This window comes from Cupriavidus sp. 2SB, assembly GCF_005503625.1.
Classification (GTDB): Bacteria; Pseudomonadota; Gammaproteobacteria; order Burkholderiales; family Burkholderiaceae; genus Cupriavidus.
In genome coordinates, this window is the sequence record NZ_SCMX01000105.1 from 1 (window position 1) to 18,804 (window position 18,804).

The window sequence follows — 18,804 nt, forward strand, 5'->3', positions numbered from 1 at the left end:
GTCGGGAGGTGTGCTGGACCGGCGTTTGTGTACGCCGTCCACAAAAGACTAGTCGAGGGTCCCGGGCATGTCCACATATATTTTGGACCGCCGCCGGTTTGGCGCTGGCGCCGCGACATGTCACAATTCACGGTTACGAGTTTCGGGCGCCGGACCGGCTCGCCGCACGATCGATCGATGCGGGGGCGCCCCAAGAGCCGACAAATTCACCTGGTTTCTGGCGATGACTACCATCCTGCAGCACATTCCTTCCGGCCAGCGCGTCGGAATCGCCTTCTCGGGCGGACTCGACACCAGCGCCGCGCTTCTCTGGATGCGCCAGAAAGGCGCCATTCCCTACGCCTACACGGCCAACCTGGGCCAGCCGGACGAGCCGGACTACGACGACATCCCGCGCCGTGCCATGGCTTACGGTGCCGAGGCTGCCCGCCTGGTGGACTGCCGCACGCAACTGGTGGCCGAAGGTATCGCCGCGCTGCAATGCGGTGCGTTCCATATCTCCACCGCTGGCGTGACGTACTTCAACACCACGCCTATTGGCCGCGCCGTGACCGGCACGATGCTGGTGGCCGCGATGAAGGAAGACGGCGTCAACATCTGGGGCGATGGCAGCACGTTCAAGGGCAATGACATCGAGCGCTTCTACCGCTACGGCTTGCTGACCAACCCGGGCCTGCAAATCTACAAGCCGTGGCTGGATCAGCAGTTCATCGACGAACTGGGCGGCCGCACGGAGATGTCCGAGTTCATGCGCCAGAACGGCCATGACTACAAGATGTCGTCGGAAAAGGCGTACTCGACCGATTCCAACATGCTCGGCGCCACGCACGAGGCCAAGGACCTGGAGCACCTGAACTCCGGTATCCGCATCGTCCAGCCGATCATGGGCGTGCAGTTCTGGCGCGATGAAGTGGAAGTGAAGCGCGAGGAAGTGACCGTGCGCTTCGAGGAAGGCCAGCCGGTGGCGCTGAACGGCAAGACGTTCGCCAACGCCGTGGACCTGTTCATGGAAGCCAATGTCATCGGTGGCCGCCATGGCCTGGGCATGAGCGACCAGATCGAGAACCGCATCATCGAAGCCAAGAGCCGCGGCATTTACGAAGCCCCGGGCCTGGCGCTGCTGTTCATCGCCTACGAGCGCCTGATCACCGGTATCCACAACGAAGACACGATCGAGCAGTACCGCGACAACGGCCGCCGCCTGGGTCGCCTGCTGTACCAGGGCCGCTGGTTCGATCCGCAGGCCATCATGCTGCGCGAAACCGCCCAGCGCTGGGTGGCTGGTGCCATCACCGGCGAAGTGACCATCGAACTGCGTCGTGGCAACGACTACTCGATCCTGAACACGACCTCGGACAACCTGACCTACAAGCCGGAACGGCTGACGATGGAAAAGGGCGAGTCGATGTTCACGCCGCTGGATCGTATCGGCCAACTGACGATGCGCACGCTGGACATCGTCGATACGCGCGAAAAGCTGCAGACGTATGCCAAGACCGGCCTGCTGTCGACGCAGACCAGCGCCGCGCTGCCGAAGCTCGAAGACTGAGCGGCATCGGCCTGAAACAAGAAACCGGCACGAGCGATCGTGCCGGTTTTTTTTCGTCCTGCGCAAGCCAGTGGCGTGCCAGCACGCATCGCCGCATCGCGGCACAATGCTGGCTCAGTCAAACGGGGATCACCATGCCAGATTTCGCGATGCAGTACCGCCGCCTCGGCGCCAGCAACCTGAACGTCTCCACCCTGTGCCTGGGCACGATGATGTTCGGGGACCAGACCGATGATGCCGAAGCCGGCCGCATCGTCGATAGCGCCCGCGCGCACGGCGTCAACTTCATCGACACGGCGGATGTCTACACAAAAGGCGCCTCCGAGGAGATGGTGGGCCGCTTGCTGAAGGGCGACCGGGCCGACTGGGTGTTGGCCACCAAGCTGGGCAACGTCATGGGCAAGGGGCCGAACCAGCAGCACTACTCGCGCACGTGGATCATGCGCGAAGTGGAAGACAGCCTGCGCCGCCTGGCCACGGACTATGTGGACATCCTCTACCTGCATCGCGATTTTGCTGGCGCCAACCTCGAGGAGCCCGTGCGCGCGATGGGCGACCTGATTCGCGCGGGCAAGATCCGTTACTGGGCCGTCTCCAATTTCCGGGGCTGGCGCATCGCCGAGATCGCCGGGTTGTGCGACAAGCTCGGCGTGCCGCGGCCGGTGGCCTGCCAGCCGTATTACAACCTGCTGAACCGCATGCCCGAGGTGGAGATCCTGCCCGCGTGCCAGCATTTCGGCCTGGGCGTGGTGCCCTACAGCCCGATTGCGCGCGGCGTGCTCACCGGGAAATACTTGCCCGGCCAGGCGCCCGCCGAAGGCACGCGCGCGGGACGTGCCGACCGTCGCATGATGGAAACCGAATTCCGCGAGGAGTCGCTGGTGATCGCCCAGACGCTGAAGGCCCATGCGGAAGCGCGCGGCCTGAGCGCAGGCCAGTTCGCCACCGCCTGGGTACTGGCGAATCCCATCATCAGCTCGGTGATCGCGGGGCCGCGTACGCTTGCGCAGTTCGAGGACTATTTTGGTGCAGTCGGGGCGGCCATCTCGGCGCAGGAAGAGACGATGGTCGATGACCTCGTGCCGCGCGGGCATGCGTCCACGCACGGCTATAGCGATCCGAACTACCCGTTCGGTGGCCGGCCTGTGCAGGACGCGTAACGATGACAAACCGGTGCGACATTTACACGCGGTGTTGACACCGCAAGTGTGACGCCCGGTCGGCCTGAGCCGCACCTGTTGCGCGGATGCCCACGCGGGTATGTTTGAATGCGTGCGGCAGCCAACTTCTCCCCCACAAACGGCTGCCGATACGCGTAATATAAAAACACGCGGCGGCTGTTGGATGACGGTCGCCGGACGTGGGCTTGGAGTCGGCGACGCCTGCCGAAACGGCGGGGCCGGCGCAACCGGATGCGAAACGTGTCACGTCGTGGCTGGATTCTCGCAGGGATGGCGGTGGTCGTATGCGGTGGTGCTTACATCGTCGTGAGCGTCGTCGCTAGCGAGGCTCGCACCTCCCAATGGCAGGCTCGCTACATGAGCCGGCTGGGCAGCACGTTGACGTACGAAATCCAGCCCGGCGCCAGCGACAGCATCCGCTATCCCCACTCCGGGCCCTACGACCTGCGGCTCGGCTATGAACGGCTGGGCGAGTTTGGCGAACGCTTGCTGAGAGAGGGGTACCTCACGATCTCGCAGTCGCGCATGTCGCCCGATATGGTGCGGTTGATGGAGCAAGGTATCTTCCCGCCCTATCGCGAGAAGAGCCAGGCCGGCCTGCTGGTGCGGGATTGCAACGCGATGACCATGTCGCAAGACCGCTTCCCGCAACGGCAGTATGACGATTTCGAGGCCATCCCCAAGGTGCTGGTGACCTCGCTGCTGTTCGTCGAGAATCAGAACCTTCTCAATCCCGAATACCCGATGATGAATCCGGCGCTGGACTGGCGCCGGCTGTCGCGTGCCGTGCTCGACCAGGGTATCAGGCTGGCGGACCGCAGCCACGGCACGCCGGGCGGCAGCACGCTGGCCACGCAGATCGAGAAGTATCGCCATTCGCCGGAAGGCAAGACGCAGTCGATTCCCGACAAGCTGCGGCAGATGACCTCCGCTTCACTGCGCGCCTATCGCGATGGACCTGACACGCTGCGGGCACGCGAGAACATCGTCGTCGACTATCTCAATACCGTGCCGATGTCTGCACGGGCCGGCCACGGTGAGATCGACGGGTTGGGCGACGCGCTCTACGTCTGGTATGGCGAGGACTTTGCCGAGATCAACGGGCTGTTGCGCAGCATGGACCCGCGCAACCCCACGCCGCGCCAGGCACAGGCGTACAAGCGCGCGTTGTCGCTGATCATCTCGCAGCGGCGGCCCTCGTACCATCTGCGTCGCGACGATACAAACCTCGATGCCCTGACGGCCAGCTATCTGCGCCTGTTGGCCTCGGCCAATGCGATCACGTCCGAACTGCGCGACGCGGCGCTGGCGCAATCGCTGGACAAGGCGCCGCCGCCGCCACGGCCGCAGCCAGAGCCATGGGTCACGCGCAAGGCCATCAACCAGGTGCGCAACGATGTCTCGCGGCTGCTCCATGTCGATAGCCGCTATGACCTGGATCGCCTCGACCTGACGGTCGACAGCACGATCAATCGCGAGGCACAGCGCATGGTGACGGAAACGCTGCAACGCATCCGCAACAAGGACGACGCGCGGCAGATGGGTCTCTACGGCAAGAACCTGCTGCGTGATGGCGATGACCCGTCGCGGCTCGTGGCCAGCTTCACATTGTTCGAACGGTCGGGCAATGCCAGCGTGGTGCGCGTGCAGGCCGACAACGTGGACAAGCCTTTCGATATCAACAATGGCGCGCGCATCAATCTGGGGTCGACGGCCAAGCTGCGCACGATGGTGACGTACCTCGAAGTCATCAACGAGATCTACGATCGCTACAAGGATGCGAGCCGCGCCGAGCTGACCGCGCTGCAGGTGCCGCGCCAGGATGCGCTGACCCGCTGGACCGTGGATTACCTGATCAAGGCGAAGACGCCCGCCGAGCGCGAGCGCAAGGCCGTGCTCGATGCCGCGATGGAACGCAAGTACTCGGGCAATGCCGGGGAAGCCTTCTTCACCGGCGGTGGCATGCAGGCGTTCACGAACTTCGAGAAATGGGAAGGCGAGCGGCAGATGACGGTGCGCGTGGCGTTCCAGCACTCCGTCAACCTGGTGTTCATCCGCATGATGCGCGACATCGTGCGTTACGAGGTCTGGCAGGCGCACCCCGATGCGTCGCAGATCTTCGAGGATCGCGACGAGCCTCGCCGCCGCGCCTACCTTGTGCAGTTCGCCAACGAGGAAGGCTCGGCCTTCATGACCACGTTCTGGCAACGCTACCGGGGCAAGACCGACGCGCAGCGCATCGACACACTGCTTGATCGCGTGAAATTGCCCACGGCAAGGCTGGCGGCGGTTCGGTTGTCCGTGACGCTGCTCAGCGCGCGTCCCGATACGGATTTCGATACCTTCGCCCGTACGCTGCGCGCGCGCATGCCCAAGCAGATGCCGAAGTTGTCGGATGAGGATTTGCAGGCCCTGTTTGTGAAGTACGGCCACGACAAGTTCAGTCTCAACGATCGCGGTTACCTGTCGCGCATCCACCCGCTCGAACTGTGGATGGTGGAATACCTCGGCAAGCATCCCGATGCGACGCTCAAGGAAATCCTGCAAGCCAGCGAGCCTGATCGCCAGACCGTGTATGCGTGGCTGTTCAAGACGCGCAGCAAACTGGGTCAGGATGCGCGCATCCGCACGCTGCTGGAGCGCGAGGCGTTCGGCAAGATTGCGGTGCGGTGGCAGCGGCTCGGCTATCCGTTCGATTCGCTGACCCCGTCGTATGCCACGGCGGTGGGCGCATCGGGCGACCGGCCCGCGGCACTGGCCGAGTTGGCTGGCATCCTCCTCGGCAATGGGGTGGATGCACAACCGTCTGCCGTCCGCACGCTGGCCTTCGCGAGCAACACGCCGTATGCCACCACCTACGGCCTGCATCCGCAACCGGGCAAGCCGCTGGTCGCGCCAGAGATCGCCGTGCTTGTGCGGCGGTCGATGCTGGACGTGGTGCAGGCGGGCACGGCCAAGTCGATCAACGGGGCGTTCGTGCCCGTGAATCGCAAGGGACAGCCGCAAGGCGCGCCGCTGGCGGTGGGCGGCAAGACAGGAACAGGCGACCAGCGTTATCAGACCTATGGGTCGGGCGGGCGCGTGATTGCGTCGCGCGCGGTGAACCGGTCAGCGACGTTCGTGTTTGTCATTGGGGAGCGCTACTTCGGCACGGTGACCGTGCATGTGGGAGAACCCTACGCGGCACGCTACGTGTTCACGAGTGCGATTGCCGTGCGTGTACTGCGGGCGCTGGCGCCGCAGATCACGGCCATGGCGGCACCGGGCAGCGAAGCCACGCTGCTGCGCTGCCGCGACACGGCCGCGCCGACCCTGACGGTGCTCAATGCCCCGTCAGGAGCCGCCGTATCAACGCTTGCGCCGCACAGCGTCGTAGATGAATAGCAGCACCAGCGCGCCAATGATCGAAGCAATCCAGCCCACGGCCTCGCCCGGTTGGTAGAACCCCATCGCGCGGCCCACGTAGCCAGCCGCCAGCGCGCCGAGTACACCGAGCAGGATGGTCATGATCCAGCCCATCTTGTCGTCGCCGGGCTTGATGGCCCGTGCGATGAGTCCGACGATCAACCCCACGAGAATCGTGCCGAGAAATGCCATCATGATGCGCTCCTTGCTGGCCGAAAAAAGGACGAAGACGGAACAAAGACTGACGACACGATCATGCCATGCCAGGCTGCCGGCAGCGTGTCGGCGGCGATCTGAAAATTTTCAGATCGCCGCTTGAACGCGGTCAAGCGATGCCCGGCAACTGGCAGTCGGGATCAATGCTTGCGCGCGGCAATGACGGCTTCGGCAACGTTGGCCGGTGCTTCCGCGTAGTGCTTGAACTCCATCGTGAACGTGGCGCGGCCTTGCGTCAGTGAGCGCAACGACGTGGAGTAGCCGAACATCGTCGCCAGCGGCACCTCGGCACGCACGATCTTGCCGCCGCCCCCGGCAATGTCTTCCATCCCATGGACGATACCCCGGCGCGACGACAGGTCACCCATCACGTTGCCGGTGAATTCCTCTGGCGTTTCCACCTCGACGGCCATCATCGGCTCCAGCAGCACCGGCTTGGCGCGGCGCATGCCTTCCTTGAAAGCCATCGACCCAGCCATGCGGAACGCGTTTTCGTTGGAGTCCACGTCGTGGTAGGAACCGAAGACCAGCGTGGCCTTGACGTCCACCACGGGGTAGCCGGCCAGCACGCCGTTCTCCAGCGTCTCGCGAATGCCCTTGTCCACTGCGGGAATGAACTCGCGCGGCACCACGCCACCCTTGATGGCATCGACGAATTCATAGCCGCCGCCTTGCTGCAACGGCTCCACGTTCAGCACGACGTGGCCGTACTGACCGCGCCCGCCCGACTGCTTGACGAACTTGCCTTCCACATCCTTGGCGGCGGTCTTGATGGTTTCGCGGTACGCCACCTGCGGCTTGCCGACCGATGCCTCCACGCCGAACTCGCGCTTCATGCGATCCACCAGAATTTCCAGGTGGAGTTCGCCCATGCCCGAGATGATGGTTTGTCCCGATTCCTCGTCGGTGGCCACACGGAAAGACGGATCTTCCTGCGCCAGGCGGTTCAGGGCGATACCCATCTTCTCCTGGTCGGCCTTGGTCTTCGGCTCCACGGCCTGCGAAATCACGGGCTCGGGGAACGTCATCCGCTCCAGGATGATGACCTTGGCAGGGTCGCACAGCGTGTCGCCGGTGGTGGCTTCCTTGAGACCCACGGCGGCGGCGATGTCACCGGCGCGCACTTCCTTGATCTCGTTACGCACGTTGGCGTGCATCTGCAGGATGCGGCCCAGCCGTTCGCGCTTGGCCTTCACCGGGTTGTAGACGGTGTCGCCGGAGTTCACCACGCCCGAGTAGACGCGGAAGAAGATCAACTGGCCCACGAACGGGTCCGTCATGATCTTGAACGCGAGCGCGGAGAACGGTTCCTCGTCACTCGGATGACGCTCGGCTTCCTTGTCGTCCTCGGTGTGACCCAGGATGGCGGGCACGTCCACCGGCGACGGCAGGTAGTCGATCACCGCGTCGAGCATCGCCTGCACGCCCTTGTTCTTGAACGCGCTGCCGCACAGCATCGGCACGATCTCGCCCGCTACCGTACGCTTGCGCAGCGCGGTCTTGATCTCGTCCTCGGTCAGCGTCTCGCCGCCCAGGTATTTCTCCAGCAGTTCCTCGCTGGCCTCGGCGGCAGCCTCGATCATCTTGTCGTGCCATTCCTGCGCAACGTCCTTGAGATCGGCCGGAATATCCACGTATTCGAAATTCACGCCCTGGCTCGCATCGTCCCAGACAATTGCGCGCATCTTGACCAGATCGACCACGCCGAGAAAATGATCTTCGGCGCCGACCGGAATCTGGATCGGGATGGGATTGCCTTTCAGGCGGCTCTGGATCTGTTCACGCACGCGCAGGAAGTCCGCGCCCACGCGGTCCATCTTGTTGACGAACGCGATGCGCGGCACGCGGTACTTGTTGGCCTGGCGCCAGACGGTTTCGGATTGTGGCTGCACACCGCCTACGGCGTCGTAGACCATGCAGGCGCCGTCCAGCACGCGCATGGACCGTTCGACTTCGATCGTGAAGTCGACGTGGCCCGGCGTGTCGATGATGTTGATGCGGTGCTCGGGATAGTTGTTGGCCATCCCCTTCCAGAACGCAGTGGTGGCGGCGGACGTGATCGTGATGCCGCGCTCCTGCTCCTGTTCCATCCAGTCCATGGTGGCTGCGCCGTCGTGCACCTCGCCCAGCTTGTGGTTCACGCCGGTGTAGAACAGGATGCGCTCGGTGGTCGTGGTCTTGCCAGCGTCGATATGCGCGCTGATGCCGATATTCCGATAGCGTTCGATGGGGGTCTTGCGGGGCACGGTGATTCTCCTGGTTAGGGCACCACGGGGCGTAAAGCGTAGCACTTTCGCCAATCTTCCGTATTTCCCCGCGCTGCATATGGCTTCGCAGGAGAACGATCGTCGTTCAGGGCCAGCTTTCGCGTGCGTAGACGCCGGCCCGGGCACGTGCCAGCGCCGCGCGCCCGGCCGCCTGTGTATCGGTATAGAACGGCGGGTCGGCCAATGGCAAGCCGTTGTCGCGTGCCATATCCACCAGGATCTGCAGGTAGTCGGTCATGTGCATGGCTGTGAAACCGTTCGGATCGTGGAAGGCGACGATGACCGGTGTCACCCCTTCCACCGGCTGCAGCCGCTGCGCCACCATGGCCTGGCCCACGCGTTCCAGTTCGTGGCGCATGTGCGGGCGTCGGCGCAGGCTGATATTCCAGCCATAGATCTTGCCGTCGCGCGCGTTGGCGTCGGCCATCATCATTTTCATGCCAACCTGATGATAGACATCCATCGTGCGTGTGTCGTGGCGCCATGTGGGCGGCCGCACCACAGGCAACGCCGTGCCGCATTGCAGGGCGATATCGGCGGCCCCCCGGCGCAGCGAGGCGGCCAGTACGTCGGACGGCAGGCGGGTGTGCGAGGTATGGCCTTCGACCATGCCGCTGTGTACGGCCATCAGTTGTCCCTGTGCGCAGGTATCGTGCATCTGGACGCGTCCTTCCGGGCCGCCGCCACGCAAGGGGTGCTCGGTCTGGACGAAAAAGAGCGCCTTGATGCCTGGTGTGACCGGGTTGTCCGCCAACTGCCTGAGGATGAACGGCGTGCCGCCATAGGGGCCGGTATCTGGCCCATCGTCGAACGTCAGCAGGAATCGCACAGGTGCGAGCTTCGCGGCGGTGTCGGGCGCGAGCGGCGTCACGGGACCCAGGGCGCAGCCGGCCAACGTCAGCACGGCGGTGAGCAGGAAAAGTATGTAGGGGCGGCTCAATGGGTGATGCTTAGCGCACGAAAGTGAAATAGGAAGCGATAGTTACCACGGTGGTCAGCAATCCGACAAAGGCCACTAGCTGAACACCGACCAGGTTCTCCAGCCCTCGCCACGGCCCGGGATGCATGCCGAATGTGACGATGCTGATGACAACCCAGCCGATTCCATAGAACACGGTGGAAACAATCAGTTCCACGAAGATCCAGCCAATCGCCCCGAGCAGCAGTTCCGCCATCCGCCTGTTCCCCGCAAGAGTTTGTCAGCGCCCGTCCGATCTGCCATTCAGCCAGCGCCTCACGGCAGACTGCGGGTCTCGTTTCTAGAATGATGAAATCTCTTGAACCGCTTACAACAAGAAGACCATGCCCACGTTCCGCACCCTGGCCTCGAGCCTGCTACTGGTTCCCCTGACATTGACCTGCGGCGCGCTGGCGCAGGGTGCCGAATCCGGGGCGGCGTTTTCCGCCGTCAAGCCGGGCGCGTCGCTGCCGGATGGCTGGCAGAACAAGCCCGTGGTGTCTGGGAAGAAGCTTACGCGTTACGCGCTGGTGGCTGAGCAAGGTACCACGGTGCTGCAGGCCGACGCCAGCGGCTCGGCCTCCGGCCTGGTGCATGAAGGCGATGTGGACCTTGCCAGGACCCCGGTGGTCAGTTGGCGCTGGAAGGTGGCGGGACCGATCCCGAATGCAGATAACAGTGTGGGCGATCGCGAGGATGCGCCCGCGCGCCTCGTGTTCTTCTTCGATGGCGCGAGCAACAAGCTGTCGATTGGTGATCGTGCCGAAATGCTCGCGGCCAGCGCGGCGGGAGACAAGTTGCCCTACGCCACGCTGATGTATATCTGGACCAACAGCGCACCGGTAGGTACCGTCATCGCCAATCCACACACCAGCCGCGTGCAGATGATCGTGGTGGGCGGTGAGGCTGGCAAATGGCAAACCGTGCGCCGCAATGTGGCGAGCGATTTCCAGAAGGTCTTCAAGGAGGCGCCGGGCAAGCTGACCGCCTACGGCATCCTGACCGATACGGACAACACTGGCGCCACCGCTCGCGCGTGGTACGGCGACATCAAGTTCGGCGCTGCCAAATAGCGAAGCTGCTAGTGCCCCGGCACCGGCGTCGAGAGGATTGCAGCCTGGATCGCGGCCGACACACGGGTCGTCAGGCCGCCGGCCTCCGCACCGCTTGCCTCCCTCACGCTTACCACCTTTGCGGGATCGTAGTGGCGCCCGCTCTGGATGGCTGCTTCGAACGCATTGGCGCGCGCGTTGATCTCCTCCGGGTCAGCATCCACCAGCAGGATGGCGTGGGCGAGCACCAGGTGCCGCTGCCCATCCGGCGACTGCGCGTCGGCAGGTGCGCGCCGCCAGTACTGAGCGGTGCCGGCGATCTTTCGCGCGCGGTCGCCCGGACCCCAGGCGAGGTTGTAGCGGCCGTCGCAGAACGATCCTTCCACGGCTTGCCAGTGCGTCTCCACGCCGAGCTCGCGCAAGCCGGCCGCAATGACCTCGCACAGATGCAGGTAGACGGGCTCCATCCATGAGGCTGCGCCGCGTGGGAGCGCGTAGGCCAGGCTGACATTGAGGATGCCCGGACCCTGCGGCACGAGTCCGCCGCCCGACATGCGCAGCCAGACTGGGCATCCCTTTGCCGCGAAGTCGGCTCGAGCGGCTTCGATGCCGGGCTGGCGCAGGTAACTGCGTGGAATGACCAAGGACAGTGGCGCCTCCCAAAGCTGTGCCACGGGGCCTTTCCGTGCCGCGTGGTCGAGCAGGGACAGTTCGCCCTGTACCGGGTCGGCCTCGGCAGGGTCGGGATCGATGAAGGAGAAAGTCCGGGGTGTCGGCGCGATGTTCATGTCGCTTCCTCGCAGGCAGGTTGCCGCCAGTGATGCGCACGCGGCGGATGGTGCATTTTTCCACGGCTAACGGGGCGTGCGCCACGTTGGTGCTAAAAAAACAGGCAGGGGTGACCGTTATCCCTGAGGACCTCTGCGCGGCTGTTCGCGCGTTCCTTGAATACTTCTGCCTGTCGGATCATGAACCGTCTCACGCTCAACTCCAAACTCTGGGCGGCGCTTGCCGTCATGTGGGTGCTGCTGCTCGCGCTTGGCACCTGGAACGCCTTTCACGCCAAATCGGTCATGATGGCCGAACGCCGCGAGGGGCTGAAGTCGCTGGTGCAGACAGGCGAAGGCATCGTCAAGCTGTTCGCCGAGCGCGCGGCCAAGGGCACGATGTCGAAGGAAGACGCGCAGAAGGCCGCCAAGGATGCGCTGCGTGCCATGCGCTTTGGCCAGAACGGCTATCTGTTCATCGTCGATTCCAAGCCGCAGGTCATTCTGAACCCCGGCCTGCCGCAGACCGAAGGCAATATGGTTGGCGACTTCAAGGACCCCGATGGCGTCTATGTCTACCGCGCCATCCTGGAAGGCGCGCGCCGTACCACTGGCGACGACGCCGGCTTCTCCATGTATCGCGGCCGGCTGCCTGGCACCGAGAACCCGCAGCGCAAGCTGACCTATGGCCGCTACGTGCCGGACTGGGACTGGTTCGTGGCCACCGGCGTGTTCCTGATCGACATCGAGGACGCCTTCCGTGCCAATCTGATCAACGCGCTGCTGAGTACGCTGCTGATTGGCGCACTGATTGCCGGCGTAATGGGCGTGATCATGCGTACCGTGAAGCGTAGCCTGGGCGGCGAGCCGGCCTACGCGGTGGAAGCCGTGACGCGCATCGCGGGCGGCGACCTGACCGTGCCGGTGCAAGTGCGCGCCAACGACCAGCACAGCGTGCTGGCGGCCATGCAGGCGATGCAGCAGCGCCTGGCCGCGACGATGGGCGATATCCGCGGCGCGGCGGGTTCCATCGCCACGGCGACTAACCAGATTTCGGCGGGCAACCATGACCTGTCGCAACGGACCGAGGAACAAGCTTCGGCACTGGAGCAGACCGCTTCGAGCATGGAAGAACTGACCGGTATCGTGCGCCAGAATGCCGACAACGCACGTCAGGCAAGCGCGCTCGCCGTCAATGCCTCCGAGATTGCCAACCGTGGTGGACGCGTGGTCAGCGAGGTCGTGACGACGATGGGCGAGATCAACGGCGCGTCGCGCAAGATCGTCGACATCATCGGCGTGATCGAAGGCATCGCCTTCCAGACCAACATCCTGGCGCTGAACGCTGCGGTGGAAGCGGCACGCGCCGGCGAGCAGGGCCGTGGCTTTGCAGTGGTGGCCGGCGAGGTGCGCAGCCTGGCACAACGCAGCGCCAACGCGGCCAAGGAGATCAAGACGCTGATCGACAACTCGGTGGCGCAGGTGGATACCGGCGCGACGCTGGTGGGCCAGGCCGGCACGACGATGGAAGAAATTGTGCAGGCGGTGAAGCGCGTGACCGACATCATGGGCGAGATCAGCGCGGCTTCCGCCGAACAAAGCACCGGCATCGAGCAGGTTGGCCAAGCCGTCACGCAGATGGATTCGGTCACCCAGCAGAACGCGGCGCTGGTGGAGGAAGCCGCTGCGGCAGCCCAGTCCCTGGCAGAGCAGGCAGAGTCGATGCTGCGCGCCGTATCGACGTTCCGTCTCGCGCACGTGTGACGGATTTCCGATCTTCGAAGAAAAAAAGCCGCGGAATTCCCGCGGCTTTTTTTGTTGTTGCGTGATTAGATCGTCGAACCCAGCTTCAAGGCGCGCATCGCCTCGGCAGCAATCTCGAACGAGCGTAGCCGAGCCCGATGGTCGTAGATCTGACCGGTCAGCATCAGTTCGTCGGGCCGCAGGTCGTCAACAAAGCGCTGGATGCCCGTCTGTACCGCAGCCGGATCGCCCACGACCGAACAAGACAGCGAACGGTTGATGTGATCGGCCTCGCTGGCATCCCATAGGCGGCTGATGTCATCGACCGGCGCCTTCAGTTGCCCGGGGGTGCCGCGCACCAGCGCCAGGAATTGCTGTTGCAGCGAACTGAACAGGCGGCGCGCCTCATCCTCGGTCTCGGCGGCGAACACGTTCAACCCCAGCATCACGTGCGGACGGTCAAGCTGTTCGGAAGGACGGAACGTACGCCGGTAAAGATCGATGGCCTGGCGCATGAAGCCCGGTGCGAAGTGCGAGGCAAACGCAAACGGCAATCCCATCGCGGCCGACAGTTGCGCGCTGAACAGGCTGGAGCCGAGCAGCCACAGTGGCACTTTGAGTCCGGCACCCGGCACGGCGCGTACCCGCTGGCCTGGCCTCACTTCGTCGAAGTAGGCTTGAAGTTCCTCCACATCCTGCGGAAAGGAGTCGGCAGTGTCGTGGCCGAGATGGCGCCGCAGCGCGCGCGCCGTCGCCTGATCGGTGCCGGGTGCGCGGCCCAGCCCCAGGTCTATACGGCCGGGGTACAGCGCGGCGAGCGTGCCAAATTGTTCGGCTACCACCAGCGGCGAGTGGTTGGGCAGCATGATGCCGCCCGACCCCACGCGGATCGTCGAGGTGCCCTGCGCCACGAAGCCCAGCAGCACCGCCGTGGCGGCGCTGGCGATGCCGGGCATGTTGTGGTGCTCCGCCAGCCAGAAGCGGCGATAGCCGAGCCGCTCCGCATGTTGGGCGAGGTCGAGGGAGTTGCGCATGGCCTGCGCGGCGTCACTGCCTTCCGCAATGGGCGAAAGGTCAAGCAGGGAATAGGGAAGCATGGCGTGCCGCGGGCGGCTCGGGCCGCACGCGTTCAATTCGGGGGACTGGCTATGGTAGTCACCCCGGCCAGATCCTGCTGGCCGCCAGATAGAAGCCCTGCCGCCTGTGGGGAATCACGACGGCGGGCATGCGGTGCCTTGTGTAAGCTAGTGACCAGGCGGCCGAGGCGCGGCATCCGGTTCGACGGACGTAGCCCCAAGCGGGGTTTGCAGACGCTTCCACTCGTCGAATCCTCCCGCGAGTGCCCACGTGTTGGGATAACCCGCCGCACGCAGCCGCTCCGCCAGCACGGCAGCGGACATCTCGTTGGGACAGGCGCAGTACACCACGAAATCGCTGTCGTTGCGCTGGTTCGCCAGCGTGTCGATGGGCGCGTGCAACTCCATGACCATGGCACCGGGAATGCGCTCGATTGGCGCGACGCCATTGGCCCGGACATCGAGCACCACCAGGCCGCGCTCGCTCTCTCGCCGCCGCTGCTCGAGTTCCATCACGGTCATGCGGGGAATCCGTCCCGTGCGGCGCAGTAGGCGCCAGCGCTGCCAGAAGCGCCAGGCGATGAACAATGCGAACGCGCCCACAATGACCATGAATGCGATATGGCCGTAGGCGCTGAAGGCGGCGAGGATGTCATCGACGAAATCGCTGAATACCACGCCGGCCAGCAGCGCACCGCCCGCCCAGACCAGCGCACCGAGCGCATCGTAGAACAGGAATGTCAGGAAGGGCGTGGCGGTCATGCCCGCCATGGCCGTGGAGAGTGCGCCGGCACCGGGGAGCAGCTTCGCAAAGACCAGAGAGCGCGGCCCCACACGAATATAGAGGGATTGTGTCTGGCGGATGCATGTGTCCGGCGAGATCGATACGCGGCAGATCGTGCGGAGCATCGGCTGCCCCAGGCGCTTGCCAGCGAAATACCAGGCGGTGTCGGCGATCAGGCATGCGGCGACCACGGCAAACAGCACGGCGCCGATTGACGGCCCGGTCTCCTGCATGGACAGGGCGCCAGCCACGAACAGCATCGGATAGGCGGGCACTGGAAGCCCCGCCTGCTCGGCCAGCACGCTCAGGAATACCAGCGTCAGCCCGTGGCCATCGAGCAAGGACTGCAAATCACCCACGACATGTCTCCGCCAAATTAGTCTTGGCCGGCGGCGATTGAAATCCGGGGGGCGCCGTCGGTTCCGGATGATAGTGTGCCAGCGCGGCGGGCCGTCTGCATCGGCAATTCGGGCTGGCGTGCGTCAAATGCGTCGAATGGCATCCTCATGGTCCCTGTCTCCACCATTTGGGACAGTCCATTCGACTCCAACGCCGCCAGTGTGTCATTGAACGCGCCCAGGATGGCGACGTAACGCGGCAACAGTGTGTTGACCACCGCAGCGTTGCCTTGCCCCGCAGCGGATTCGATAGACTTGCCGGCGGCGATCACCGATGCGCAGCGTGCCAGCGCGGCGGCTCCCTTGATCCGGTGAACCGTGCGGCGCACACCGGGCCAGTCGCGCCGGGTTACCGCGTGCCGCAGATCTTGCAGATCGGTCGCATTGGTTTCGATCAGCCGCGCCACCAGCATCGCCTGCATCGTGGGGTCTTGTCGCGCTGCATGGGCCACTGCGGCGCCGATGATGTCGCGCTCGTCGGGAGGCAATCGGTGCCGGGCACCGACGGATGTCATGGAGTCAGTCGGCAGCGGCGTGCAAAGTCGACGAGGTCGACCAGGGATTCGGCGCCGAGTTTGTCCATGATCCGGCTCTTGTAGCTGCTGACGGTCTTGTTGCTGATGAAGAGGGCGTTGCCAATCGCCTTGTTGCTCATCCCGCGCGAGAGCATGCGCAAGATTTTCATTTCCTTGTCGGAAAGCTTGCGGAGGCCTTCGTCGTCCGTGACGATCCGCCCTTCATACGATATGTCACAGGGATCGCTGGTGGGGAACACCGTGAAGCCGCTACGTACGGTCTCGACGCAACGGGCGATGGCCTCCATGTCTTCTGTTTTGCTGACGAAGCCCTGAGCGCCGGCATGTCGCGCACGCGTGGCAAACGGTATCGGATCCTGGGCGGTGAGTACCAGCACGCGCACTTGGGGGTGCACGGCCAGCATGCGCGGCATTGCGTCGAGTCCGCTCATTCTCGGGATATCGAGATCCAGCACGACGAGGTCTGGTTTGTGTTGGCGAACGGAATCGACAGCCGCCTGTCCATTGTCGGCTTCGTACATTCGCTTGACGCCTGTCAGTTGGGACAGATGGGCGCGGAGGGCCATCCGCAGGGCGGGGTGATCGTCAACGATCAAAATGGTTGTCATGCCTCGTTCGCATTGCCACACCGTGGCGAGGGCGTTTCACAGACGAGGCAGTATAGGAGTGCGCGCGCCGCAGAAAATGCGACGATTCTGCAATTGCTGGCGGAAATTTCCCCACTTGACCGATTTCTGAGCCAGATCGAATCTTCACGTCATCTGGGCAAAAAAATTGCGACCCACCGTATGCACACGGGGGTCGCGAATCGGGAATGCGAGGAGGTCAGATTCCTCAAGGAGTGTTATCGGCACTTCTGAAGACTGTTGACCCCTACCGTAGTGGGGGATGCCACACTTCGATCAGGCGATCAATCGATCGGGTTGGCTGGCTGGCGCGGCTGCGGCCCGGATCCGACGCACGCCTGCCTCCATCTCTGCATGCGCGGCGTCCAGCCATCCAATGCGATGTCGCACAGGATCGTTAGGCGACAGGTCGGCTTCTGTCATCTCGCGGAGGAAATAACGCACCATGCTGCCGGCGCGGGTAGGCACGGGCATCATCCCCAGAAGTTGCTCGCGGCCGATCAACCCGAGGGACACGGAATGCTGCAGCGCCGACCATGCCGTGCGGCCAAGTCCTATATAGAGGGCGTTGTCGCGCAACTGTCCGAGCCGGTCCAGGAACAGGCGTTCGAAGACGAGACGAAGCATGGGCGTGTCCAGGATGTCGTCGAGCGCGCCGTCGAACGTCAGGCCGCGACGTGTGGTGGCGTACGGGAGGACGGCGAGGGGCTGGAGGCTGGGAAAAGCCTCTTTCCAGAGCGATTCCGCGCTGGATTGCGCAATCAGGTCGGGCACCCGGAAATGATCGAGCATGCGGATCAGGTTGGGTCTGACCATCCTGCCCCCAAGTTCCACGCGGCGCTTGTGTTCGCGTTGGATGACGCGCCCCGGTGTATGAAGCCGGAGTAACTCCTCGGTGACGGTTGCTGCCAGCCGCACATGGGTGTGGCCTGGCGTCGTGCTTACCAGGATCAACCGTGCCTCGTCGTTACGATGCTCGGATGGGACGTAAGTCATGACATACGTCCCATCCTGATCGACAACGACCGGCTTCTCCCCAATGCCGCGCACCCCGTCGCGTCCGATGCGCGAACAATACTCTTCCATGTAATTCGCCAAGATTTCCCCGCCCTCGATGCTTCCCTGTCGCGTCACGCCAATCTTTTCGTTTGGGTTCATCTTAAGCCTCGGCTACCCGGCGACAAAACATGCGAGCGATCTATCGGTCGCCTGGAATCGACGGATTCGTGGGACATCGAACACAGGCGATGGAATTTCGCCAAAGCGCTTACAGGCCATCGCTTAAGGATGGTTCATCTTGCTGAGGGTTCAGGGCAGGAAGATGACGTGCAAGAACTGCGCGCCAAGGTTTGGGTCTGGAGGAAAAAAGGCCGGACACATAAGTGTCCGGTAACCCATTTGCTGACTCTGGTCGTGTCAAAACCGGAGAAACAAAATGATAACCATTATCATTTGAGGCGTCAATCGAGATCTTTGCTGTTCAACCTTCCAACGTGGTCTCGATAGTGATCGTTGCAGACAGCGCCTTGTGCACCGGGCACTTGTTGGCTACCCGAAGGAGATCCTCCCGCACGTCGGAGGGCAAGTCACCCTGGAGTTCCACAGTACGGACCAGCTTGTACGACCCCGGCGTTTCCTCATGCTTTACCGTCACCCGCACACCCTCGACGGCGTAGCCTTTGCGCTTCGCATAGATCTGAACGGTGAGTGTCGTGCAGGCAGCCAATGCCGAATCGAGGAGGTCGTGCGGATTCGGAATCTCCGGATTCCCCATCGGGGCATCCAGGTCGGCTTGCCAGCGCGCATGGCCATTGGCCAGGTCACAAACACTAGAGCCGGAATCGGCCCGCCAGGTCGCTTCGATTGTCATGGAGTCTTCCTCTGTAGGTAGCCTGCAGCCCAGGCCGGACAGATGATTCTATACAGCATGTGCAAATACAGGCTTGCGAGTGCCTCATAAACATCTTTTCATGTCAGTTAAATTTTTTGCGAACAAGGGCTTGCGCAATCTCCGGAACGCATCTAATATTCGCCCCCTCGCAACACAAACCGCGCTGCAAACGCAGCGGGGACAAGGGTTGCGGGGCAGCAGTGGCGGGGGTTGCGGGGTTTAGCAGCGTTGGCCGGCAGAGAAAAAAATCTTCTGCAAACTGTTGACGAAACGATGAATGTTCTGCATAATCTCGTTTCTCTGCTGCAGCGAAAGCGACGCGGCAGACGCAGTAAGAAGTAGCGCAGTACCCGAC

The 18,804-nt window shown here is 63.6% G+C and carries 16 protein-coding genes; 5 read left to right on the forward strand and 11 right to left on the reverse strand.

All coding sequences use genetic code 11. The features are described from left to right. Positions 1-223: 223 nt before the first annotated feature. The 3 genes from argG to FFS21_RS29220 all read left to right on the forward strand — a co-directional run bounded on the left by argG (position 224) and on the right by FFS21_RS29220 (position 6,114). Positions 224-1,549, forward strand: coding sequence for an argininosuccinate synthase (argG, locus tag FFS21_RS29210; RefSeq protein WP_137928174.1), 1,326 nt, complete (start codon positions 224-226; stop codon positions 1,547-1,549). A 134-nt stretch (positions 1,550-1,683) separates the two neighbouring features. Further along, positions 1,684-2,709: an aldo/keto reductase gene (locus FFS21_RS29215; protein ID WP_137928175.1), complete on the forward strand. Its 1,026-nt coding sequence runs from the start codon at positions 1,684-1,686 to the stop codon at positions 2,707-2,709. Positions 2,710-2,961: 252 nt separating this feature from the next. Continuing rightward, positions 2,962-6,114 (forward strand): transglycosylase domain-containing protein, encoded by a 3,153-nt coding sequence (locus tag FFS21_RS29220; RefSeq protein ID WP_249359731.1) that lies wholly within the window; start codon positions 2,962-2,964, stop codon positions 6,112-6,114. Here FFS21_RS29220 and FFS21_RS29225 read toward each other — a convergent pair. The 4 genes from FFS21_RS29225 to FFS21_RS29240 all read right to left on the reverse strand — a co-directional run bounded on the left by FFS21_RS29225 (position 6,079) and on the right by FFS21_RS29240 (position 9,793). After that, positions 6,079-6,330 carry a GlsB/YeaQ/YmgE family stress response membrane protein gene (locus tag FFS21_RS29225; protein WP_137928176.1) on the reverse strand — a complete coding sequence of 84 codons (252 nt, stop codon included), beginning with the start codon at positions 6,328-6,330 and terminating at the stop codon, positions 6,079-6,081. The genes FFS21_RS29220 and FFS21_RS29225 overlap by 36 nt on opposite strands. Positions 6,331-6,491: 161 nt before the next feature. Next, a complete protein-coding gene (gene fusA, locus FFS21_RS29230) occupies positions 6,492-8,597 on the reverse strand; it encodes an elongation factor G (RefSeq protein ID WP_137928177.1) in 2,106 nt (701 codons plus the stop codon). A gap of 106 nt (positions 8,598-8,703) precedes the next feature. Beyond that, complete coding sequence (locus FFS21_RS29235; protein ID WP_249359733.1) at positions 8,704-9,558, reverse strand: polysaccharide deacetylase family protein; 855 nt, start codon at positions 9,556-9,558, stop codon at positions 8,704-8,706. 10 nt (positions 9,559-9,568) lie between these two features. Further along, positions 9,569-9,793 carry a hypothetical protein gene (locus FFS21_RS29240; protein ID WP_137928178.1) on the reverse strand — a complete coding sequence of 75 codons (225 nt, stop codon included), beginning with the start codon at positions 9,791-9,793 and terminating at the stop codon, positions 9,569-9,571. Between the two features lie 127 nt (positions 9,794-9,920). On the opposite strand from FFS21_RS29240, the gene FFS21_RS29245 reads away from it, so the two are divergent. Continuing rightward, entirely contained in the window at positions 9,921-10,649 is a 729-nt protein-coding gene (locus FFS21_RS29245) for a DUF3047 domain-containing protein (RefSeq protein WP_137928179.1), read from the forward strand. A gap of 8 nt (positions 10,650-10,657) precedes the next feature. On the opposite strand, the gene FFS21_RS29250 is transcribed toward FFS21_RS29245, so the two are convergent. Next, positions 10,658-11,416, reverse strand: a complete 759-nt coding sequence (locus FFS21_RS29250) for a lipoate--protein ligase family protein (RefSeq protein WP_137928180.1) — start codon at positions 11,414-11,416, stop codon at positions 10,658-10,660. 180 nt (positions 11,417-11,596) lie between these two features. Between FFS21_RS29250 and FFS21_RS29255 the strand changes: the two genes are divergently transcribed. Beyond that, positions 11,597-13,159 carry a methyl-accepting chemotaxis protein gene (locus FFS21_RS29255; RefSeq protein ID WP_137928181.1) on the forward strand — a complete coding sequence of 521 codons (1,563 nt, stop codon included), beginning with the start codon at positions 11,597-11,599 and terminating at the stop codon, positions 13,157-13,159. A gap of 65 nt (positions 13,160-13,224) precedes the next feature. Here the strand turns inward: FFS21_RS29255 and FFS21_RS29260 are convergent, their stop codons facing one another. The 6 genes from FFS21_RS29260 to FFS21_RS29285 form a co-directional block, all read right to left on the reverse strand. Continuing rightward, positions 13,225-14,235 carry an LLM class flavin-dependent oxidoreductase gene (locus FFS21_RS29260; RefSeq protein WP_137928182.1) on the reverse strand — a complete coding sequence of 337 codons (1,011 nt, stop codon included), beginning with the start codon at positions 14,233-14,235 and terminating at the stop codon, positions 13,225-13,227. 147 nt (positions 14,236-14,382) lie between these two features. Further along, positions 14,383-15,357: a DedA family protein/thiosulfate sulfurtransferase GlpE gene (locus tag FFS21_RS29265; protein WP_137928183.1), complete on the reverse strand. Its 975-nt coding sequence runs from the start codon at positions 15,355-15,357 to the stop codon at positions 14,383-14,385. Positions 15,358-15,374: 17 nt separating this feature from the next. Next, the gene (locus tag FFS21_RS29270; RefSeq protein ID WP_137928184.1) at positions 15,375-15,911 is read right to left on the reverse strand and encodes an Hpt domain-containing protein; all 537 of its coding nucleotides are present in this window, start codon (positions 15,909-15,911) and stop codon (positions 15,375-15,377) included. Beyond that, a complete protein-coding gene (locus FFS21_RS29275) occupies positions 15,908-16,540 on the reverse strand; it encodes a response regulator transcription factor (protein ID WP_137928185.1) in 633 nt (210 codons plus the stop codon). Before FFS21_RS29275 ends, FFS21_RS29270 begins: the two co-directional genes overlap by 4 nt. A 294-nt stretch (positions 16,541-16,834) precedes the next feature. Continuing rightward, positions 16,835-17,656 carry a hypothetical protein gene (locus FFS21_RS29280; protein WP_137928188.1) on the reverse strand — a complete coding sequence of 274 codons (822 nt, stop codon included), beginning with the start codon at positions 17,654-17,656 and terminating at the stop codon, positions 16,835-16,837. 382 nt (positions 17,657-18,038) lie between these two features. Further along, positions 18,039-18,428 (reverse strand): OsmC family protein, encoded by a 390-nt coding sequence (locus FFS21_RS29285; RefSeq protein WP_137928186.1) that lies wholly within the window; start codon positions 18,426-18,428, stop codon positions 18,039-18,041. Positions 18,429-18,804: the final 376 nt, after the last annotated feature.

Bases quoted from the DNA above. Each gene is read 5' to 3' on its own strand.
- FFS21_RS29285 (WP_137928186.1), bottom strand. From the start codon at position 18,428: ATGACAATCGAAGCGACCTGGCGGGCCGATTCCGGCTCTAGTGTTTGT.
- FFS21_RS29245 (WP_137928179.1), top strand. From the start codon at position 9,921: ATGCCCACGTTCCGCACCCTGGCCTCGAGCCTGCTACTGGTTCCCCTG.
- argG (WP_137928174.1), top strand. From the start codon at position 224: ATGACTACCATCCTGCAGCACATTCCTTCCGGCCAGCGCGTCGGAATC.
- FFS21_RS29250 (WP_137928180.1), bottom strand. From the start codon at position 11,416: ATGAACATCGCGCCGACACCCCGGACTTTCTCCTTCATCGATCCCGAC.
- FFS21_RS29275 (WP_137928185.1), bottom strand. From the start codon at position 16,540: ATGACAACCATTTTGATCGTTGACGATCACCCCGCCCTGCGGATGGCC.
- FFS21_RS29270 (WP_137928184.1), bottom strand. From the start codon at position 15,911: ATGACATCCGTCGGTGCCCGGCACCGATTGCCTCCCGACGAGCGCGAC.
- FFS21_RS29215 (WP_137928175.1), top strand. From the start codon at position 1,684: ATGCCAGATTTCGCGATGCAGTACCGCCGCCTCGGCGCCAGCAACCTG.
- FFS21_RS29220 (WP_249359731.1), top strand. From the start codon at position 2,962: ATGCGAAACGTGTCACGTCGTGGCTGGATTCTCGCAGGGATGGCGGTG.
- FFS21_RS29225 (WP_137928176.1), bottom strand. From the start codon at position 6,330: ATGATGGCATTTCTCGGCACGATTCTCGTGGGGTTGATCGTCGGACTC.
- FFS21_RS29240 (WP_137928178.1), bottom strand. From the start codon at position 9,793: ATGGCGGAACTGCTGCTCGGGGCGATTGGCTGGATCTTCGTGGAACTG.
- FFS21_RS29260 (WP_137928182.1), bottom strand. From the start codon at position 14,235: ATGCTTCCCTATTCCCTGCTTGACCTTTCGCCCATTGCGGAAGGCAGT.
- FFS21_RS29255 (WP_137928181.1), top strand. From the start codon at position 11,597: ATGAACCGTCTCACGCTCAACTCCAAACTCTGGGCGGCGCTTGCCGTC.